17 protein-coding genes and 1 tRNA gene are annotated in these 18941 nt (G+C 64.2%); 14 read left to right on the top strand and 4 right to left on the bottom strand.

Features of this window, described 5'->3' with window-relative positions; all coding sequences use genetic code 11:
• Nucleotides 1–24 precede the first annotated feature (24 nt).
• The 10 genes from HNP47_RS10585 to HNP47_RS10540 all read left to right on the top strand — a co-directional run bounded on the left by HNP47_RS10585 (nucleotide 25) and on the right by HNP47_RS10540 (nucleotide 7258).
• Complete coding sequence (locus HNP47_RS10585; RefSeq protein ID WP_184279528.1) at nucleotides 25–2262, top strand: chemotaxis protein CheA; 2238 nt, start codon at nucleotides 25–27, stop codon at nucleotides 2260–2262.
• A 3-nt stretch (nucleotides 2263–2265) separates the two neighbouring features.
• A complete protein-coding gene (locus tag HNP47_RS10580) occupies nucleotides 2266–2721 on the top strand; it encodes a chemotaxis protein CheW (RefSeq protein ID WP_039246217.1) in 456 nt (151 codons plus the stop codon).
• Complete coding sequence (locus HNP47_RS10575) at nucleotides 2718–3578, top strand: protein-glutamate O-methyltransferase CheR (RefSeq protein WP_184279527.1); 861 nt, start codon at nucleotides 2718–2720, stop codon at nucleotides 3576–3578. Before HNP47_RS10580 ends, HNP47_RS10575 begins: the two co-directional genes overlap by 4 nt.
• Nucleotides 3575–4624 carry a chemotaxis response regulator protein-glutamate methylesterase gene (locus tag HNP47_RS10570; RefSeq protein WP_184279526.1) on the top strand — a complete coding sequence of 350 codons (1050 nt, stop codon included), beginning with the start codon at nucleotides 3575–3577 and terminating at the stop codon, nucleotides 4622–4624. Before HNP47_RS10575 ends, HNP47_RS10570 begins: the two co-directional genes overlap by 4 nt.
• Before the next feature lie 3 nt (nucleotides 4625–4627).
• On the top strand, nucleotides 4628–5017 hold the full coding sequence (locus tag HNP47_RS10565) for a response regulator (protein ID WP_184279525.1): 390 nt from the start codon (nucleotides 4628–4630) through the stop codon (nucleotides 5015–5017).
• Nucleotides 5014–5556, top strand: a complete 543-nt coding sequence (locus HNP47_RS10560) for a chemotaxis protein CheD (RefSeq protein ID WP_184279524.1) — start codon at nucleotides 5014–5016, stop codon at nucleotides 5554–5556. Before HNP47_RS10565 ends, HNP47_RS10560 begins: the two co-directional genes overlap by 4 nt.
• A gap of 2 nt (nucleotides 5557–5558) precedes the next feature.
• Entirely contained in the window at nucleotides 5559–5903 is a 345-nt protein-coding gene (locus HNP47_RS10555; protein ID WP_184279523.1) for a hypothetical protein, read from the top strand.
• 4 nt (nucleotides 5904–5907) lie between these two features.
• The gene (locus tag HNP47_RS10550) at nucleotides 5908–6498 is read left to right on the top strand and encodes a response regulator (protein WP_184279522.1); all 591 of its coding nucleotides are present in this window, start codon (nucleotides 5908–5910) and stop codon (nucleotides 6496–6498) included.
• Nucleotides 6495–6974 carry a hypothetical protein gene (locus HNP47_RS10545; protein ID WP_184279521.1) on the top strand — a complete coding sequence of 160 codons (480 nt, stop codon included), beginning with the start codon at nucleotides 6495–6497 and terminating at the stop codon, nucleotides 6972–6974. Before HNP47_RS10550 ends, HNP47_RS10545 begins: the two co-directional genes overlap by 4 nt.
• Before the next feature lie 207 nt (nucleotides 6975–7181).
• Nucleotides 7182–7258: transfer RNA gene (locus HNP47_RS10540), tRNA-Arg, on the top strand.
• Nucleotides 7259–8090: 832 nt separating this feature from the next.
• On the opposite strand, the gene HNP47_RS10535 is transcribed toward HNP47_RS10540, so the two are convergent.
• Genes HNP47_RS10535 through HNP47_RS10520 form a run of 4 tightly spaced genes read right to left on the bottom strand, consistent with a single transcriptional unit; the run spans nucleotide 8091 to nucleotide 16311 of the window.
• Nucleotides 8091–9431, bottom strand: a complete 1341-nt coding sequence (locus tag HNP47_RS10535; RefSeq protein ID WP_184279520.1) for an McrC family protein — start codon at nucleotides 9429–9431, stop codon at nucleotides 8091–8093.
• Nucleotides 9428–11941, bottom strand: a complete 2514-nt coding sequence (locus HNP47_RS10530) for an AAA family ATPase (RefSeq protein ID WP_184279519.1) — start codon at nucleotides 11939–11941, stop codon at nucleotides 9428–9430. Before HNP47_RS10530 ends, HNP47_RS10535 begins: the two co-directional genes overlap by 4 nt.
• Nucleotides 11934–15290, bottom strand: coding sequence for a TM0106 family RecB-like putative nuclease (locus HNP47_RS10525; protein ID WP_184279518.1), 3357 nt, complete (start codon nucleotides 15288–15290; stop codon nucleotides 11934–11936). The genes HNP47_RS10530 and HNP47_RS10525 overlap by 8 nt, the downstream gene beginning before the upstream one ends.
• A 4-nt stretch (nucleotides 15291–15294) precedes the next feature.
• Nucleotides 15295–16311, bottom strand: coding sequence for a YafY family protein (locus HNP47_RS10520; RefSeq protein ID WP_184279517.1), 1017 nt, complete (start codon nucleotides 16309–16311; stop codon nucleotides 15295–15297).
• Between the two features lie 81 nt (nucleotides 16312–16392).
• Between HNP47_RS10520 and HNP47_RS10515 the strand changes: the two genes are divergently transcribed.
• The 4 genes from HNP47_RS10515 to HNP47_RS10500 all read left to right on the top strand — a co-directional run bounded on the left by HNP47_RS10515 (nucleotide 16393) and on the right by HNP47_RS10500 (nucleotide 18842).
• Nucleotides 16393–16686 (top strand): hypothetical protein, encoded by a 294-nt coding sequence (locus HNP47_RS10515; RefSeq protein WP_184279516.1) that lies wholly within the window; start codon nucleotides 16393–16395, stop codon nucleotides 16684–16686.
• Between the two features lie 109 nt (nucleotides 16687–16795).
• Entirely contained in the window at nucleotides 16796–17620 is an 825-nt protein-coding gene (locus HNP47_RS10510) for a PD-(D/E)XK nuclease family protein (protein ID WP_184279515.1), read from the top strand.
• Between the two features lie 12 nt (nucleotides 17621–17632).
• Nucleotides 17633–18241 carry a hypothetical protein gene (locus HNP47_RS10505; RefSeq protein ID WP_184279514.1) on the top strand — a complete coding sequence of 203 codons (609 nt, stop codon included), beginning with the start codon at nucleotides 17633–17635 and terminating at the stop codon, nucleotides 18239–18241.
• Between the two features lie 61 nt (nucleotides 18242–18302).
• Entirely contained in the window at nucleotides 18303–18842 is a 540-nt protein-coding gene (locus HNP47_RS10500) for a hypothetical protein (RefSeq protein WP_184279513.1), read from the top strand.
• Nucleotides 18843–18941: the final 99 nt, after the last annotated feature.

Genomic DNA, 18941 nt, shown 5'->3' with positions numbered 1-18941 from the left:
TGAAGCCCGCCGGACCTCGACCTAATGGACGCCTTCGAAGCCATCAAAGCCACCTTCTTCCAGGAATGCGACGAACTGCTCGCGGACCTGGAAGCCAAGCTGATGCTGCTTGAACAGGGTCAGACCGACCTGGAGACGATAAACGCCGTCTTCCGCGCCGTCCATTCGGTCAAGGGTGGGGCAGGCGCCTTTGGGTTGGAGGCCCTGGTCCGGTTCGCCCACGTTTTCGAGACCCTGATGGACGAGCTGCGCGCGGGCCGTAAGCCGTGCGACGCCATCACCATCAAGACCCTGCTGCGCGCCTCCGACGTACTGGCCGATCACATTCAGGCCGCCCAAGGTCTGATCCCGCCGGTTGACGAGGCGCGGTCCGCCGCCCTGGTCGCCGAAATGCAGGTCCTGACCCACGGCGGCGAGGCGCCGGTCGAGGTCGAGGAAGACGAAGACGACTTCGGCTTCACTCCCATGGCCTTCGACATGGCGCTGGACGAGCCTGCGCCCCTGCCCATCGCCGACCTGAGCGCCGACGCGCCGTCGGTCGGCTGGCGCATCGTGTTCAAGCCGATGGGCCGGATGTACGTCAACGCCAACGAGACCAGCCTGCTGCTGCGCGAACTGGGCCGCCTCGGCCCGGTCACGGTCGTCGTGGACGACAGCGAAACGCCGACGCTGGACGCGCTGTCGATCGAGGACGGCTGCCTGACCTGGACGGTCGATCTGGCCGCAGCCGTCGATGAGGCGGCCGTGCGCGAGGTCTTTGACTTCGTCGAAAGCGACTGCGACCTGACCATCACGCCCCTGGGCGCCGGCGGCGCAACCGACATCGGCGCGTTCGACGACGAACCGGCCGCCGTCCTGCCCGCCAGCGACGATCTGGATATCGCCGCCCTGCTGGCTAGGGCTTCCGGCGCCGCCGCCGAGCCGGCGGCCGAGGTCGTGCCGTTCGCTCCCTTGGAGCCCGAGCCCGCGCCGGGGCCGATCATCGCCGCGCCTGTCGTCGAGCCGGTCGCCGCACCCGTGGCGGCGACTCCCGCGCCGGCTTCCGCCCCTGTCGCGCCCGCGCCGGTGACGATCCGCGTCGATCTGGATCGCGTGGATCGCCTGATCAACGTCGTCGGTGAACTGGTCATCCAGCAGGCAATGCTGTCGCAGCGCGTTCTGGAAAGCGGCCAGGCCCGCTCCTCCGGCATCGCGCTTGGCCTTGAAGACCTGGAACTGCTGACCCGCGAGATCCAGGACAGCGTCATGGCCATCCGCGCCCAGCCGGTGAAGTCGGTGTTCCAGCGCATGCCACGCCTGGTGCGCGAAGTCGCCGACATGGTCTCCAAACAGGTCCGTCTGGTCACGGCCGGCGAGGACACAGAGGTCGACAAGACTGTGGTCGAACGCCTGGCCGAGCCTATCACTCACATGCTGCGCAACGCCATCGACCACGGGCTGGAAACGCCCGAGGAGCGCGTCGCCGCCGGCAAGCCGGCCGAGGGCACGGTGCGCCTCGCCGCCCTGCACCGCTCGGGCCGGATCGTCATCGAAATCTCCGACGACGGCCGCGGCATCAACCGCGAACGCGTCAAGAAGATCGCGGTCGACAAGGGTCTGATCGCCGCCGACGCGCCCCTGACCGACGAACAGATCGACAATCTGATCTTCGCGCCGGGCTTCTCCACCGCCGCCGTCGTGTCCGACATTTCGGGCCGGGGCGTGGGCATGGACGTAGTCAAACGCTCGATCCAGGCCTTGGGCGGCCGCATCTCCATCAGCTCGGTTCCGGGCAAGGGCTCGACCTTCACCCTCAGCCTGCCGCTGACGCTGGCGGTGCTGGACGGCATGGTCGTCACCGCCGCTGAACAGACGCTGATCGCGCCGCTGCCGGCCATCGTCGAGAGCCTGACCCCGCAAGCCGTCGATCTCCATTTCGTCGGCGGCGTGGATCCCGTCATCCGCTTCCGCGATCGCTTCCTGCCGCTGATCGACGTGGCCCTGATCATGGGCTTCCGAGAACAGCCGATGAACCCGACCGAAGGCGTCGCCGTGGTCGTCGAGACCGAAGGCGGCCAGCAGGCGGCCCTGCTGTTCGACGCCATCCAGGGCCAGCGCCAAGTCGTCATCAAGAGCCTGGAAACAAACTACCAGCAGGTCGAGGGCGTCGCCGCCGCCACCATCCTGGGCGACGGGCGCGTGGCCCTGATCCTGGATGTCGATGTGCTGGTCACCGACATGCGCCGCAAATCCGTCCAACCCGACTTCAAGCTCGCGAGCTGAACCATGACCGAAGCCAAAGATCTCCAGCGTGAATTGATCGCCTTCCGCATCGGCAGTCAGGAATTCTGCGTCGACATCATGTCGGTGCGCGAAATTCGCGGCTGGACGCCGGCGACGCCTCTGCCCCGTTCGCCGGGCTACATGAAGGGCGTCATCAACCTGCGCGGCACGGTCCTGCCGATCATCGACCTTGGCGCGCGCTTCGGCCTGACGACCTCGGAACCGACGGCGCGCCACGTCATCATGGTCGCCCATATCGGCGGCCGCATGGTCGGCCTGCTGGTCGACGCCGTGTCCGACATCCTGCAGATGAGCGAGGCTTCGGTTCAGCCGACGCCCGACGTCGCCAGCGATCAGGTCAAGACCTTCGTCAAGGGCATCTTCTCGATCGACGGCCGCATGATCAGCCTGATCGAACTGGATTACATCCTGCCGCAAGTCGAGGCCGAAGCCGCATGACCGCCGCCGCTGGTCGGGGATCGATCGTCGAGGGCGAGTTCGTCTTCACCGCCGATGATTTCCGCCACATCGCCCAGATGTTGCACGCCCACGCAGGCATCGCCCTGAACGAGGGCAAGGCCGCGCTGGTCTATTCGCGCCTGGCCAAGCGCCTGCGCACCCTGGGTCTGACCAGCTTCCGCGACTATTGCGCTTTGGTCGAGGGCGTGGACGGCGTGGATGAGCGCCAGAAGATGACGGCGGCCCTGACCACAAACGTCACCCGCTTCTATCGCGAACCGCACCATTTCGACGACATGCGCGACCGGGTCATGCCTGGACTGGCGGCCCGCGCCCGCGCCGGCGGCCGGGTCCGTCTGTGGTCGGCTGCCTGTTCGAACGGGCAGGAGCCCTATTCGATGGCCCTGACCGTGCTTCAGGCCCTGCCCGAGGCGGCCGAGCTGGATGTGCGTATCCTGGCCACCGACATCGATCCCAACATGGTCGCCCAGGGCCACGACGGCGTCTATTCCGAAGAGGCGCTGGAGCCCGCGCCCGTCACCCTGTGGCGCAAATATTTCGACCGCGCGGATCGCGGCCAATGGGTCGCGGGCGCGCAACTGAAGCGTCTGGTCAGCTTCAAGGAGCTGAACCTGATCGGCGACTGGCCCATGAAGGGCAAGTTCGACGTCATCTTCTGCCGCAACGTCGTCATCTACTTCGACGACGCCACCCAAGAGCGCGTGTGGAAGCGGTTCACTCCGCTGATGAACCCCGGCGCGACCCTCTATATCGGCCACTCCGAACGCGTCTCCGGCCCGGCGACCAGCCAACTCCAGACCGCCGGCCTGACCACCTATCGCCTGGGTGGCGCATGAGCCCCGTCCGCGTCCTCGTCGTCGACGACAGCCTGACCATGCGCGGGCTGATCTCGGCCGCCCTGAAGTCGGACCCGGAGATCGAGGTCGTCGGCACCGCCGCCGATCCCATCGAGGCGCGCGCCGCGATCAAGGCCCTGAACCCTGACGTTCTTACCCTGGACGTCGAGATGCCCAATATGAACGGGCTGGAGTTCCTGGAAAAGATCATGCGGCTGCGGCCCATGCCGGTGGTGATGGTCTCGACCCTGACGGCGGCGGGCACGGACGTGACCCTGGCCGCGCTGGAAATCGGCGCCGTGGATGCGGTGGCCAAACCGGCGGTCGCCAGCGTCGACGCCTTCCACGATCTGATCGGCAAGGTGAAGACGGCCGCCCGTTCGCGCGTCCGCGCCCGCGGCGACACGCCCGCCGCCGCCGAGGCCCCGCGCGCCTATTACGCCGATCCCAATCAGATCCTCGCCATCGGCTCGTCCACCGGCGGGGTCGAGGCTCTGCTGACGGTGCTCAGCGGGTTCCCGCTGGACTGCCCCGCGACCGTCATCACCCAGCATATGCCCGCGACCTTCACCGCCAGCTTCGCCGCCCGTCTGAACCGCGTCTGCGCCCCCAGTGTGACCGAAGCCGTGGACGGCGCCCCGCTGAAGCCAGGCCACATCTATCTGGCTCCCGGCGGCGCGACCCATCTTGAGGTTTCAAGCGGTCTGACGCCCCGCTGCCGCCTGATCGCAAGCGATCCCGTCAACGGCCACCGTCCGTCGGTCGATGTGATGTTCGAATCCGTCGCGCGGCTGAAGCGCCCGATGACCGGCGTCATCCTGACCGGCATGGGCCGTGACGGCGCCAGGGGTCTGCTGACCATGCGCCAGGCCGGCGGCCGGACCCTCGGCCAAGACGAGGCGACCTGCGTCGTCTACGGCATGCCCAAGGCCGCCTTTGAAATCGGCGCCGTGGAGCGGCAGTTGCCGCTTCACCGCCTGTCCCCCGCCATTCTCGACCTGTGCGCCGATCCGGCTGCGCGGTCTGTCGCCTCATCGGGAGCGTAACCTATGCCCGCCGCCGCCGCACTTCACTGCCTGGTCGTCGATGATCAGATGACGATGCGCTCGCTGGTCCGCACCAGCCTGCAGCAGCTCGGCGTACGCGAGATCCGCGAGGCGGCCGACGGCGAAATCGCCCTGCGCGAGATCGTGTCCAAGCCCGCGCACCTGATCATCTCCGACTACAATATGCCGAATCTGGATGGTCTGGGCCTGCTGCGCGCCGTGCGCGCCCATCCCCCCACCTCCAAGACCGCCTTCATCATGCTGACGGGCCGCGCCGACCGCGAGCTGGTCCAGCGCGCGGTGCAGTTCGGCGTCAACAACTACCTGGTCAAGCCTTTCACCGTCGCCCAGCTGAAGGGCAAGCTGGAAGCCGTCTTCGGTCCCCTGACATGAGTTTCGCCGCCCTGAAGGACACGGTCGAAAAACGCGTTCACGTCGGTCAGGGCGAGCACTTCATCACGTCCGACCCCAATGTCGTGCTCAGCACCATCCTAGGGTCCTGCGTGGCCATGTGCGTGCGCGATCCGCTGGCTGGCGTCGGCGGCATGAACCACTTCCTGCTGCCCGAAGGTTCGGGCGCAGGCACCGACGCGGGGCGTCGCTACGGCGCCTATGCGATGGAGCTGCTGATCAACGACATGCTCAAGGCCGGCGCCCGTCGCGACCGGCTTGAGGCCAAACTGTTCGGCGGCGGCCGCATGTTCGACAGCCTGCGCGACGTGGGGCGCAGCAACGCCGACTTCGCCGAGAAATTCCTGCGCGACGAAGGCATTCCCGTCGTGGGGGGCAGCCTGCGCGGCGATGGCGGGCGACGCGTGCACTACTGGCCCGTCACCGGCCGCGCCCTTCAACGCGCCGTGACCGACGTCGTCGCCCCCAAACCCGCGCCCGTCATGGCCCCGGTCGATACCGGCGTCTTGGAACTGTTCTGAGCATGAGCGCCCCTCCCGAACACGCCGATCTGCTTGCCGCCGTCGCCGACGAGCTGATGTTGGTGCGCGAAGGCATCGACGGGGTCGAAGCCCTGGTCAGCGACTTGGTTCGCCGCGCCCCGCCTGAGGAACGTCCCAACGCCCTGATCCAGGCCCAGGCTCTGGACGCCCTGACCCAACGTCTCGAAGCTTTGTCCGGCATCCTGCGCATGCTGGGCGGCGGCGCCAGCCCGTCCGAGGCCGTCAGCCGCCTGTCGCTGGCCGACATGGCCGGCCGACTTCGTCCCGCCGCCGGCGAGCCTCGCCCTCAATCGACCGCCGACGCCGGCGACCTCATGCTGTTCTGACGCCATGCCCAACAGCGATAGGGTCAATCTGGCGCACACGACGGTCCTGCTGATCGACGATCAGCCCACGTCGCTGAGTATGCTGGGGTCTATCGTTCAGGGCTTCGGCTGCAAGGAACAGATCAAATGCCCCTCGGCCGAGGCGGCCGTCGAACTGTTGGCGCGCCGCTCGGTCGATCTGATTCTGATCGACTGCATCATGCCGGACATGGACGGTTATGACTTCGTGCGCTGGCTGAGGCGCGACTCCCCCGCGCCGACCCGTTATGTGCCCGTCATCATGATCCTGGGTCACGCCTCCCAGGCCAAGGTTCATCAAGGACGCGACTGCGGCGCCAGCTTTATCGTCGCCAAGCCTCTGTCGCCCTCAATGCTGTTGAAACGGATCATCTGGCTGGGCGGCGAGGACCGTGATTTCGTCGAATCCGAACACTATATCGGTCCCGACCGAAGAGTACGTAACTACGGCCCTCCCCCGGGCACTGATGGGCGTCGCGAAAGCGACCTGACCGGCGAGCTGGGCGAGGCGGTCGAAGAAAACATGGACCAGGAGACGATCGACATGCTGATGAAGCCCATGAAGGTCAGCTTGTGACAGAGCCTGTCGTCGCGCCCAAGCCGTCCACAGTCCGCCGCGTTCATACCTCGCTCCAGCGCCAGATGGCGCGGCCCGGCGGCCGCCTGATCGTCGAGGCCGAATCCCGCGCAAACCAGGCTCTGGACGAACAGCGCGACCATGTCTTCACCCTCCTGACGGCCAACGTCGACGCCATAGAGGCCCTGTGTGCGACCCGCCCTCATGACGCGCCGGCCCAAATCTACGCCTTCGCCTCCGCCATGGTCGACATGGCCGGCTATCTGGACGTCCCGACCTTCTTCGAAGCCGCCTTCAGCCTGTGCGAGATCGCAGACCGGATGAAGGGCGCCGGCGTCTGGTCCTGGCCGTCGGTGGAGGTCCACGTCCGCGCGCTTCGCCTGACCCTGGCCGCCCAAGGCCAGACCAGCGCCGATTCCGATCGTCTTCTGGAAGGCCTGCGCGCCCTGACCGCCCACGTTCCACCGGTCGGTTAACGACCGTTCCGTTCTCGCGGAACAAGGGCGAAACGAATCAGGACCGAATCGCTGACATCGCCCGTTTCGTTCTTTGTTCACCGCGATATCTGGTAGGTTAAGACCGCTTAACCACAAACGCCGAGGCCCCTTCCGCCGCCCCGCCGCCGGACTTTTTCGCCGTCCCGACTTCCCCCCGCCGCCCCGACCCGCTACGGCGTCGAACGTGGCCCCGTAGCTCAGCTGCATAGAGCAAGGCTTTCCTAAAGCCGAGGTCGGAGGTTGGAGTCCTCCCGGGGTCGCCATATTTTTCAGTTATTTAGGCTGATGGCGGCCTAGTGCCCGGTGGTCATGGGGCACATTTGGGGCCCGCTTGTGATCCCAGGCATGCGTTTCACTCAAAGAGGTGATCAAGTTGGGTTCGGCCCGCTGACGTGACGTTCGGGGTTCCTCCCGGCAGGGTCGCTTGCGAACACGGGTCAACTTTGTCGGCCTCGGCCAGTGCCCAGTCAGTCCAATCTAAGAAGCGTTGATCCAGCGGAGCTCCTGACGCGAGGAGCCGCTCACCCATGCCTTTCACGAGTGCCCGTGTGTCGGATGCTTTGCGGAAGGCTTCGGCAGCTTCTAGGAGGGCGGTCACTCGCGCGCTTTCAGCTCGCTTGAGCACTTCTGTATGTCGTGCAGCGCGCTCTAGAGCTCGTTTCTGCGCTTCTCCAGCGAGCTTAGCTACAACGCGCTGGCGAACGTCTTCCACTGTCTCCGGAAACTCGCTCTCCACAGGAACGAGCCCGTAGTCGTCCTGGCGTCTCTAATCTGGTGGGCAAAGACGGCCGTCATCGAAAAATAGCTTGAGGCCGTGGCCAGGAGATCTCGGCTCCAGGGCAATCTTGCGAGGCGGCTTGCCCGCATTTCGCTTGGACCAGTGACCCACTTTCGGGGCCGGAATCTGATGGCGTTCGCAAGCCTTCTTCAAAACGTGTTGGGTTACGCCAAAGCGCCTTGCCAGGGCTGTCATTGGGACAGACCAAACAAGTTCGTAGAAGGCATCTCGCGCGATGGTCTCTGGCATCGCTCGCTCCGTTTAGGTGGGCGACATACTTGGCCTGATCTGAAAGGAGTTAGCTTGGTCGTGGGGTGTCATGCAGCGACAACGTTGCGAACGCGCAGTCCAGCCGACCCGAGAGCGAGTTCCTGCAACGCGACCGCCATCGCGGTGAGATCCTTCGCGATGTCGACAGTCGCAATCTGCAGACGGGGCGCGGGTACTCTGCCAGGCACGGCAATGCCGAAGCTAGATTGAAGTCCGTCTCGAACCAGGCCGGCGTGATGGGGATAGAGCAGCAGCATTCGATCGCATTCGTACAGCTGGCTGTAGGCCATCATTTGGTAGACATCGCTCTGCGAAATCCCTTGCTTGCCTTCTTCAGCTTTGGGTTTCAGGCATTTCCACTTGGCGTCGATGATCGCTACGACGCGCCCGGCGCGGCGTATGAGAATGTCCGGTTTGGTCCGGAAGCTCGTGCCGATGCACGGCTGATCCGCTACCCATTGGCCTAGGCAAGCGCGCAGGCCTCCTTGGCTGACCACCTCCAAACCGAGTGGAGACAAAGAGCGTCTCAGAGCCGCCGTCACAGTCGCTTCGAACAGGTCGTTCATCGCGAACATCAGACTGACGGCATTAGCCTGCTGACGCGCATCGTGATGGCTCGCTTGCCACTCCCGCCGGAGGAAAAGTTGGGCAAGCTCGAAGAGAGTTCGCCATTTGCGATTGGATCTGTCGATGCGAATAGATCCCCATGCCAGGCGCGATGGGGAAACATCTCGAACGTCCTGAAGCATAAAGCGAAGCTCGGCGAGCCGGCGCTGTGTCTCGAAGGCGCGTGCGCGGCGGCTTAGGAATATGACGCAGGCCCGCATAACCTGCAGAAGCGGGGTATCGACCGACAGTTCATCAAACCGGCAAGCCAAGCGATCCGGGCGGACGGCGTTTACAGTGAACTGGCGATGCACATCGAGCCGCCCGCGAAGCGCGCCCAGGTCTTCAGCTCGCTCCTGGTAGGAGCGGGGAAGTCCCTGCCGGACCTGGTCGAGCAAACGGTCTGCAAAAATGCGGATCAGAATGTCCAGCAGGGTCGTGTCCTGGCGGGCTAGAGCGGTGGCCTCGCCGGCCGACAAGCCGAAGTCCAATGCAGCGTCCAACATCCGCACAAGTTGGGCCCTGACGGTCGCCGCTTCCGGTGGTGCGGCGTCAGGGTCTACCTTGGGGAGGATCTCGAGGCTGCAATCCCCGGCCGCCAGGACGCCGACACATTGCTTGGCCCGCAGGTGCCCGTAGTGATCCGATAGGATGTTGGAACCTTCCTCGCCCCCTAGATTGTGCGATCGTGCCGCAGAGATGAGGATGTTAGCTTGGGCGCGCGAAAACCCGCCGTCGCCGATTTTGACGCGTCCCCATTCATGGACCGCAAGATGGGTCATTGCGCCCCAGCGGTGGTCTCAGCGACGTCCTCGACGATGAGAGCGCCGGAGGACAGCGGCTGGGTTCGCGCCAGCTGCTCGACGGCGTTTTCCGCGAATGTCGCACGGACTGCCCAGCTGGTGCGCACCGGGCCTCCTGAACCAGTCGGATCGTAAAGCTGACGCCACTCGAGGAAGGCCCCCTTGCCCTCGTTCGATGCGCTCGGCTTCTCATTCAAGATCGCAGCGACCTTGCTCCAGTCCTCGAAGAAATACTCCTGCAGCAGCGGTATGATCTTCTCCCGGAAAGCCGCGTGAACCTCATCTTTCGTGCGGCAGCCCACCAAGTAAGCGTGACCAATCCGGTGGTCGCGGTCGAGCAGGTATTCGATTCGGTCGTTCATAGCCTGCAGGGCTTCGATCACCGGAAGGCCGGAATGGTTTGCCGCCTTTTCGAGCGCTTGGGGCTTGGGCGGCATTTCCTTGAACTGGAAACGCCGGCGCAATGCGGTGTCCAGCAACGCAATCGACCGATCCGCGGTGTTCATCGTGCCGAGGAGGTGGAGATTGTCGGGAACGCCGAAGGGCTTGCGCGAATGAGGCAAAGTGACCTCAAGCGCGTTGTCTTGGCCAAGTCGCTTGTCGGGTTCAATCAGAGTGATGAGTTCTCCGAACACCTTGCTGACGTTGGCCCGATTGATCTCGTCGATAATGAGGACAAACTGGTCGGGATGACCGTCTATGGGTCGGTCGGCGCCACCGCCAATCAGGCGGCTAAGAGCCGAGAAGTTGATCCTGTCATTTGCGATGAGGTGGATGGTCCGCATCCCGAAGTCGCGATCTGTAATCGTGTCGACTGATAGGGGCTCGTCCAGCTTCAGCAGCCACTTCACGGGGCGCCGATGGCAGTAGTCTCCGTTAGCGGTAGGCTCATAAAAATAATCCCCTTCGACTACGCCGATCGCCTTGAAAGCCGATCTCCCCGACGAGGCAATGACGACATCGCCGACCTTCAGATCATTTCTGAAGGCTGCGAGTTGGGAGTAGTTGCTCGGTCGGTCGCTCTCGCGCGGGCTGGATAGCCACTCTTTGCGGATCTCGCTGGATATATCGAACCGAGGCGAGGACCAATCAACGTCTCCGCCCCAGCCCATCACGATATAGTTTCCATCCAGAGCGGCCTGGCAGATGTGGTCTTCACTACCTGCCGCGCCCAAGCTCATTTTCCAGAAGTTCCGCCCTTCCAGGCCAACTTCGTCGGCCTCGGTTGCGCGGGTGCGGGTTCGAGCGTCATTGGCCAGAGCACAGATTTCGCGGAATACGCCCGGCTTGGGCAAGAGGCTGAACCCGGCACCGCCGGTCTCGGCAGGATCAGTTTCTGGCCGAAGGCCCTCCACGAAGGCTTCGTAGTCGATACTTTGGTGGAAGGTCACAAACGCGATGCGCTTGGCGGCCACGAGCGACCGGTAACGAAGCATCAGCGCGTCGCGATCCGCAGGGGTCTCGCCATCACAGAGGCGAACGGCTTCCTCCGCGGTGCTCCAGGTTTTGCCGGTGCCGGGTGGGCCGAACAGTATGAGGTTGGTCGGTGACTGGGTCATGGTTGCACGAGGCTCGACTTGCGTAGGTTTGGTCGTGGAGAGAGCCCTCGGTGCGCTTGGCGCTATGCCGAGGCTGTCGGCGATGTCTGGGCGAAGCCAGACGTCGGAGAAGTTTTGGCCCGGGTAGGTGAGGTAGTTTTCCCCCTTGCCCAGCCACGGTTGGATTCTGACGGCCCGGCCGTCGACAAGCAAAGCGCGCGCAATGCCGGCCCAATCACCCACCTCAATCGCTTGAGCGCGTTTGTTGTTGGCGCCAGGCGGCCGGTAGGTGAAGGCGATGGCTCCCGTCGATCGGTTCTTCGTTCTGACGGGCGCAAAATACTGGCCGTCCTTCGCGAACAGCAGCACGGGTGGAAGCTCCGCCGTCACCAGGCCCAAGGTGTCCAAATGTTTCCGGGCTAGCTGTTCATCAACCACACTGTCTTCAGGCGGTATGGCGTCTGCCGCGTATTGGCCGGCGACCGCGATGATGGCGCGCGCCGGGAGGAACTGGCCATCCTTGAGGAGATAGACCGAGACATCGTCCCAGGCCTGACCATAGCGATCCATGAAGTCAAACGGGCCGAGGTCGAGATGCTCCGCCACGGCCGCCTCCACGGCGGCGAGGTCGGGCAAGGACACGATCCTAGTTTGCCGGGCCGCACCACTTTTGAAGCGCCGATAAAAGTTCACCGTCGCGCGCAGGTGGGACAGGTCTCGGTAAGTGTCGCCCCACAATGGAAGTTTGGAGGGGTTGGGCCGATTGGCCGCCTTGTCTTTCGACGAATAGGCCAGCTCCTTAAGGAGCCCCTCAAGCTTGTCCTGGGCATAGAGGGTCTCGAGGTCCCCATAGACCTTTTCAATCGCTCTGATGTCCGAGAGACGCGTGCTGGTCGTCGACTTTTTGTAGTTCTGAGCGACGGACCAAGCCGCCAGCGCCTTCTCATCCAACTGTTTCGTCTCCAGGGCTGTTGGGGCGCAGCTTAGCCATTTCGGCCCTCGCGAGGAGATCCAATCTTGGAAGATCGAGGAGGCCAGGCGTAGGCAGCTCCAGCAGACGCGAGCCCTTGACCACCACCGCCAGGCATTTGGCGCGGCTGATCGCAACGTTGAGCCGGTTGCGGTTGAACAGGAACTCGGTGCCTCGCGGAGCGTCGCCACCGAAGGAGGTGGCCATGGAGATCAACACCACCGGCGCCTCTTGGCCTTGGAACTTGTCGACCGTCCCGACGCGCGCGCCCTTGGGTAGTCGCTTCTTCAGCAGAAGCACCTGCATGTTGAAGGGGCTGACCACCACGATGTCATCCAGGGTCAGTCGCTGGGTTTCGCCTGCCGCGTTGGTCCAGGACTGTCCCAGAAACTCACCCATCAGCGCGTTGATCTGGTCTGCCTCTTCGTCGCACGACTGGGTGCAGCCGCTGTGCGGAAGGTCGATCGTGCTGACGCCGGTCGGCTTAAGGGCAGGGTGAAGTCCCTCAGCGAGCTCCAGCCGCTGAACGGCGGTGGAGCCCTCCGCCTGCAAGCGACCTTCGTAGACGGCGTCCGAAATGAAGCCGCAGACGTCCGGGTGCATCCGCCAGGAGATGTTTAGGAGGATGCCGCGCTCCGGCGGAACCGTGGGATGGTCTTGCATGGCGTAGTCTATGGACGACAGACCCGTCTCACCGGGGTGTACGCCTTGAACCGGCTGCGGCAGCTGCATCTGATCGCCGACCAGAATCAGGTTCTTCGCGGCGCCCGCCATGGCCAGGAGGTTGCCCAGTGAGACCTGGCCGGCCTCATCGACAAACAGATAGTCGAACGAGTTCGCGGGATGCTTCGCCAGTTCAAACGCAGTCGCGCCGACGAGCTGATGTTCCCCCTGATCGTCGAGCGAGGCCTTCGCGATGACGCCGTAGCCGGCGAAGACGGTTTCCGGATCGCCGGCGGTGCACTTCTTCACGCCATCCAGCGGCAAGCCGTCGGCCTCGCAGTAGCGCGACACCCCGGCAAGCAGATTGTTGATAGCCTTGTGGGAGTTGGACGACACCGCCACGCGCTTGCCGTCCTGAAGCAAGGCCGCGATCGCGCGGGCGGTGGTGTAGGTTTTGCCGGTCCCTGGCGGCCCTTGGATGACCAGGCAGCTATCATCCAAGGCGCGCACCGCCGATGTGGCGGCGGCGACCAAGTCATCGCCCTCGGTAACCACCGGGGATCCAGCCTGTCGCCCAGCCAGACGCGGCGGCGCGCGGCGCAGCATGTCCAGGACGGCTTGGTCGGTCTGAAGGTCGCCCTTGGCCAGGCGACCCGCCATCGACATCAGGGCTTCTTCCAGCAGCTTCTGGCTGATCAGCTGGCCAGGAGACAGGGCTGCGGTGTCGGGGAAGGGGCCGGCCTTGGACTGACGGCGCAGGCTCACCTCGCCCCGCGCCACATCCAGATCCGTGATGGACCCAGCCGCTTCCAGGGTTAGGGCGATCTTGGGACGATCGCCTTCCTTCAGCTTGGTGTCCTGAGGCGGGAAACGGTAGGTGGCCACGATCGAGCGACCATCGGGTTGCTGATCGACAAGGCGTAGCCCGCCGAGGCTTTCCGCATCCTCGATGAGTTCTTCATCGGTCCAGGTTTGACGGTCGAACAGGGCCCACCACTGGGGCTTCTGTGACCGCTGGTGGAACCACAGCAACTCCGCGATCAGTTCGCGCAGGGCGGGCTCCAGGTCGGTCTGGGCCCGGATCGCCTCGGCCATGGCGATACGGTCGCGCTCAAACTGGGCGCGCTCTTCGGCCTTCGCCGAGGCCTGGGGCGTCGGCGCTTCCGGCTCCACCTCATCCAGACCAAAAGGGGTGTCGGCCGGCCGCATCTCTTCGAGCCAATCCCGCAGCTTGGCGGTCGAGACGCAGTCGTCCTCGTTATAGCGCTCGATGGCGTCCAGGGTCGCCTGATCGCCGAGCTCGCGCCAACGCTCATACTCCACGATGCTGTCGCCCGCGTTGGTGACCTCGCCCGAACGCTTGCCCCAGTAGATCTTCTCCAGATCCTTCAACGAATAGCTTTCAGTCGACGCGCGGATGGCGTGGCGAACCACCGCGTAGAGATCGACGAAGCGGTGGTCGCGCAGCATCTGGTCAAGCTGAGCCTCGCGCGTGGCGTACTTCATCGCCAGGCGCTTGAGCGCGGTCTGTTCATAGGCGGCGTAGTGATAGATCCGGGCGTCGGGGAAGCGGGCGATATGCGCTTCGAAGAGGTCCATTAGGGCTTCGAAGGTCGCCTTCTCCGCGGCGTGGTCATGGGCCCACAGCGAGACAAAGCGATCAGTGAGATCGTCGCCTAGCGGACCCCACAGGCCGTGCAAATACTCCAGTCCCTCCGGGTAAAGCGGATCGCCTTCGATGTCGTAGAAGAGGTCCCCGCGGGCTGACGAGGGCAGGGTGGCGAACCCCCGCAAGGGTTCGGGCGGCAGAACTTCAGCGAAGTGCGCTCCAGCCTCCACACCTCGCCTCTGCAGGCGGGCCTGGTAGGTCAGCTTGGCCAGGGTTTCTGCGCCAATGCCCTGAACCGTTTGTCCCGCCGGCAGGGCGGCGATGTCCGACAAGGTGCGCACGCCGGCCCGTTCAAGTTTGACGATCTGGTCTGCGCGGATGCCGGCCACGAACACCGGGCTGTCAGCGGCGCGCCATTCGGCGGTGCACCGCTCATTGAAGTCACACTGGCCGCAGGCGCCGTTCTTGACCGCCGCCGTCGGTTCAGGCGCGTCGATGAAGGTTTCGAACTGCCGCATCATCCGGCGCGTGATGTGGGCGGTCTCGTCCAGGCGGAAGCGCTCGGGCGCGCCGCCAGAACCATGGATCACACCCTCGCCGGGGCGATACCCTGCCATGTGGTGGACGAGCTCAGCGTAGACGCCCAGCTGAAGCAGGTGCTCAGCCTTCGCCTTCTTGGCGAGCTTGGCGTCCTCGGGCTGATAGCGCCACTGCCCCTCTACCGGGTCGGGGTGGCGGATCAGAAAGTCAGGGTAGCCGACCCAGCGACCATCAGTGAGCGCAGCTTGGTAGATGACCGGCGCACCCGCCGCCATCGCGTCACGCGTGAGCTGAACGCGATGGTCGAGCGCGCCTTCGCCGGGGATTTCGACCACTTCGCCATAGGATTCTCGAAGCCTGTCCACGACCTGCGCTTCATGCTCGAAGCCCTTGTTCCGGATGAGGAGAATGGCGTCGTCGGCGCGCTCGGGCGGCTTGATGCCTTGGAGCCAGAGGGCAGTCTGGTGGCGGCAGGCCTGAAAGGCGTTGAGGCGCGATGCGGAGAGAAGTCGGGTCATAAGCTCAAGCCTGACGAGGCTTTGCGACAGTTTCGGTCGCAGATGATCCGTGGCGGCTCAGCGCATGTTGGAGTTCCTCGAGCATTACGGTCCGTAGACGCTCAGGCGAGAGGATTTCTACATCGCCGCGCCAGGTGAATAGGTGCCAAGCCAGCTCCAGCATGCCGCCGGTTTGGAAGGCGATGATCAGGGAGCCATCCGGTTGGTGCGAGAGGGTCTGGCCCGGGTGAAAGCGCCAACGCTGGGCATCGGCGACCGCATCGCCGGTAAACCTCAGCCGAACCTCTTCAAGCTGGTCGTGATAGACGCCAAAGGAGCGCGAAGCGTAGTCGGAGATCGAGAAGTCCTCAGGGGCTTCGCTGGCAATCTCGAGCACCTCGAAGGCTTCGATGCGATCTAGCCGCCAGTTACGTGGCTGATCCGAGCCGGCCTCGGCGCCGACCAGATAGTTCATGCGCTCGAACAAAAGCCCGTATGGACTGAGGGTGCGGACCGAGCCCGGACGCGAGCCGCCCATGTAGCGGAAGCGCACCTGGGAATAGCCCATCAACGCCCGACGAATGCCGGCGAGGAGGTCTGGATCTTCAACCGGTTGGGGACCAGCGCGAACCCCGGTGAGTTCGGCCCGCGCAAGGGCGTCAACATCAGGCGTGATCCGTCGGCGCTGCTCGGCCTTCAAAGCGGAGCGGATCTTGGTGTCGAGCCCCTCCAAGACCGTCGCGCGATTGCGGTGACCATTGTCTCGCAAACTGTCGACGGCGCGTGAGAGCTCGATCAGCTCTTCGGTGGTGGGGGACTGGAAGAAGCCATCTAGACCGCGGGGAATACGGAAGCGTTTGCTCGTGCCTTCCTGAAGCAACTCCATCTGGGGAAAGACCTGCGCAACCGCGTCGCGCATGCGCTCTGCGGTCCGCCGGCAGACGCCGAGGTCGCGGGCCATCTCTTCGGTGCTCAGCCCCTCAGCGCTTGCCGCCAGCCGGCGGGCCAGCTCCAGCACAAGGGTCGCCTTCTCATGCCGCATCGAACACCCCCTTCGATTTGCGACCGAAACTGTCGGAAATGAACCCTAGCGTGTCCTTCAACGCCATCAAGGAGGAAAGCTATGGTGCTGCAAATGACCACCCACGCTGTGACGCGCGCGAGTCAACGCGGCGTGCCTCACAACCTAATCGCCGACCTACTGGCCCATGCCGATTTAGAGACCAGCGTCGGAGGAGGCTGCGTCGCCCTGAGCGTGAGCCGGCGTCGGTTGGCGGACCGGGATCTGCGACGGACTGTCGGACGAAACATCGATCGGCTGCGCAATCTGACGGTGGTCTGCGATGCGGGCGATGGCTCGATCGTCACGATCTTGCACCAAGAGGGCGCGCGGGGGCGGCGCTATCATCGAGCCTAGGTCAGCAGTCTGGAGCGGTGGCGATCCGCTGGTGGTCGCAACGGTCTGTGCCTTTGCCGTCAGTCGAGGTGACAACCCATCAGAATCGACTTGCCGTTGCGCGAACAGTTTGGAGGAAGAGATGGAGGCGGTGCGGCCAGAGATGTCGACTGAAAAGTTGGCGGTCTTCCTTGAGCAATGGCGTGGTCTGCGTGCCGTAAGTGAGGAGGCGCCGCTGCAGGACCGTCTTGCGAACTTGCTTGTCAAACTCCGCCCCTTGCTGCCGGCCGGATCCGAGGCGTGGATGGGCGTCTCCACGGCGGTGGCGCCGGCGTTGAGCGTTGAGGCGCTCGAGCCGCTCTTAACTCAGCTCAACGGTTTGCTAGCGGGGGCTCGTCGGCAGGGCGCGTTGGCGAATGTCTGGGCCATGTCCGGGTTAAGGCGGGATGAGGTTCGTAACGCCGGTGTTCTGGCGTCACTGTTCGATCCTCGGGTGTCAGAAGACCGCGCTCCGGCTTTCCTGTCCGCCTTCTTGGCCAGGGTCAGGGAGGGAGATAGACAGCTGCTTCCAACCGACGCGGAGTTGGCGAACGGGTACACCGTGCAGACCGAGGCGCGCCCGCTAGGGGCGCTCGATGATCGCGTGGACCTCTCCATTGAAGGAGCGGACTTTTTGCTCCTAGTCGAGGTCAAGATCGATGCGAGGGAGGGCGCCGAGCAGCTCGCTCGCTACGAGGCGGTCCTGCGGCTTAAGGCTCAAGCCTTGGGTAAGCGGCCCACGCTGGTTTACCTCAGTCCGACCCCCGCGAAATCACCCCCGCCCAGCGCCTTCTATGCGGACTGGAGAGATGTCCGCCGGGCCGCCCTTAGCGTGGCGGCTCAGCGGTCCAGGACGGAGCGCTCATTCCAAGACCTCTTGCTCGCGCAGTTCGCCGAGCACGTCAGAAGCTTCTAAGAGGATACCTCGATGTCTGAACCGGCCCTCAACGCCCTTATCGTATCGAACATCAAAGATCTGGATGCTGCTGCGCAGCACCTTTCGATCACTCTGCAGGCTGAGGTGGGTGCCGCGTTGGACGCGGTGGCCGACCGTGCGCGGGGCGAAGCGGGATGGGATGGCGAAAGCGACTGGTATGACGACGGGATCACCCTCGCACCGAAGACGTGGCGTTTGGAAGGCGGCGCTGACGGGGGGCATAGGGCTGAGTTCTGGTTGACCCACGACGTCGACGAACTGGGCGATCAAGATCACTTTTGGCTCACGCAACTTTTGGGCAAAGGCCATGCCCGGCTTGGCTTCCGATGGTCACGCTTGAACGTGACTAAAGCGCGCTGGAAGAAGGCGTTGGCCCAGAAGTCCGAGTTCATTGAAGAGGCCAGAAAACGCGGCTTCACCTACTTTGAGAAGGATGGCTCCTTCTTCCTCCCGGTGATCATCGACGCCGACCAGCTCGCCGCGGCCTTGGCTGAAGAAACGCCAGAGCAGGCGCTTGCGCCGTTCGAGACGGCGCTGCGGACGCTTATCGAAGCAGAGCCATTCTTCGATCGGCTACTGGCGGCGGTGGTTATTGACTGAACGCCCGCCCTACGTCTGCGGATGAGGTGATTGCGCGGCCAAGCAAAAGCCGGAACCCGCAATGTCATCATCCCTACTGCTGATCGATCGCCTGCCGCCGTTGAAGGTGTCTCACCTCGCTTGGTTCGAGGGGGAGGATGCCGCAGACGGCGTGGGACTAGGCTGCAACCGTGACTACAGGGATCTGCGCGGTTTGACGGTTCAAGACTTGCGCATCGTCGTCGACTGGGAGAGCCGAGAGCTCGACCGCATAACTAAAAGTGGGCCGCGCTGCGTCGGTTGCGAGGACGGCTGCGACGATTGCGAGGCGGAGATCAACGGCCTTGAACTGGGGGTCGCCTCAGTTGTGGTCGCCCTGTCAGTCGCCGGCTGCATTCCCTACACCAGTTGCAACGGCGGCCTGTTTGGCGGGACCCACGCGGCGGAGGTTTGCATCGTCGGCTTCTACATGAGACCGGCCCACGTCTCGCAGGTGAAGGGTGCTGCAGGCCAAGCGGGCGTTGGCCTGACAAATGATCGCTGCGGCGGCTTTTACGTCTTGGCTGACGACCCGCGCGCGATGATGGCATTTGCAGTCGCCTTGAGCGGACTGGCGGACTGATCCAGCTGCCGACTGCACGGCTAGGTGGTTCGACAGTTACCCGTTATCAGCACTTGCCCTGCATCAGTCTTGTCTGACTGCTGAGGCAAGAGGGGGGCG

Source organism: Brevundimonas vesicularis (assembly GCF_014204545.1).
GTDB lineage: Bacteria > Pseudomonadota > Alphaproteobacteria > Caulobacterales > Caulobacteraceae > Brevundimonas > Brevundimonas vesicularis_B.
Note: the sequence above shows the minus strand (reverse complement) of the source record. Positions and strands in the feature narration are given on the sequence as shown.

Coding starts and splice junctions, on each gene's coding strand:
- HNP47_RS10585 (WP_184279528.1), top strand. CDS start 25: ATGGACGCCTTCGAAGCCATCAAAGCCACCTTCTTCCAGGAATGCGAC.
- HNP47_RS10580 (WP_039246217.1), top strand. CDS start 2,266: ATGACCGAAGCCAAAGATCTCCAGCGTGAATTGATCGCCTTCCGCATC.
- HNP47_RS10575 (WP_184279527.1), top strand. CDS start 2,718: ATGACCGCCGCCGCTGGTCGGGGATCGATCGTCGAGGGCGAGTTCGTC.
- HNP47_RS10570 (WP_184279526.1), top strand. CDS start 3,575: ATGAGCCCCGTCCGCGTCCTCGTCGTCGACGACAGCCTGACCATGCGC.
- HNP47_RS10565 (WP_184279525.1), top strand. CDS start 4,628: ATGCCCGCCGCCGCCGCACTTCACTGCCTGGTCGTCGATGATCAGATG.
- HNP47_RS10560 (WP_184279524.1), top strand. CDS start 5,014: ATGAGTTTCGCCGCCCTGAAGGACACGGTCGAAAAACGCGTTCACGTC.
- HNP47_RS10555 (WP_184279523.1), top strand. CDS start 5,559: ATGAGCGCCCCTCCCGAACACGCCGATCTGCTTGCCGCCGTCGCCGAC.
- HNP47_RS10550 (WP_184279522.1), top strand. CDS start 5,908: ATGCCCAACAGCGATAGGGTCAATCTGGCGCACACGACGGTCCTGCTG.
- HNP47_RS10535 (WP_184279520.1), bottom strand. CDS start 9,431: ATGACCCATCTTGCGGTCCATGAATGGGGACGCGTCAAAATCGGCGAC.
- HNP47_RS10525 (WP_184279518.1), bottom strand. CDS start 15,290: ATGACCCGACTTCTCTCCGCATCGCGCCTCAACGCCTTTCAGGCCTGC.
- HNP47_RS10520 (WP_184279517.1), bottom strand. CDS start 16,311: ATGCGGCATGAGAAGGCGACCCTTGTGCTGGAGCTGGCCCGCCGGCTG.
- HNP47_RS10515 (WP_184279516.1), top strand. CDS start 16,393: ATGGTGCTGCAAATGACCACCCACGCTGTGACGCGCGCGAGTCAACGC.
- HNP47_RS10505 (WP_184279514.1), top strand. CDS start 17,633: ATGTCTGAACCGGCCCTCAACGCCCTTATCGTATCGAACATCAAAGAT.
- HNP47_RS10500 (WP_184279513.1), top strand. CDS start 18,303: ATGTCATCATCCCTACTGCTGATCGATCGCCTGCCGCCGTTGAAGGTG.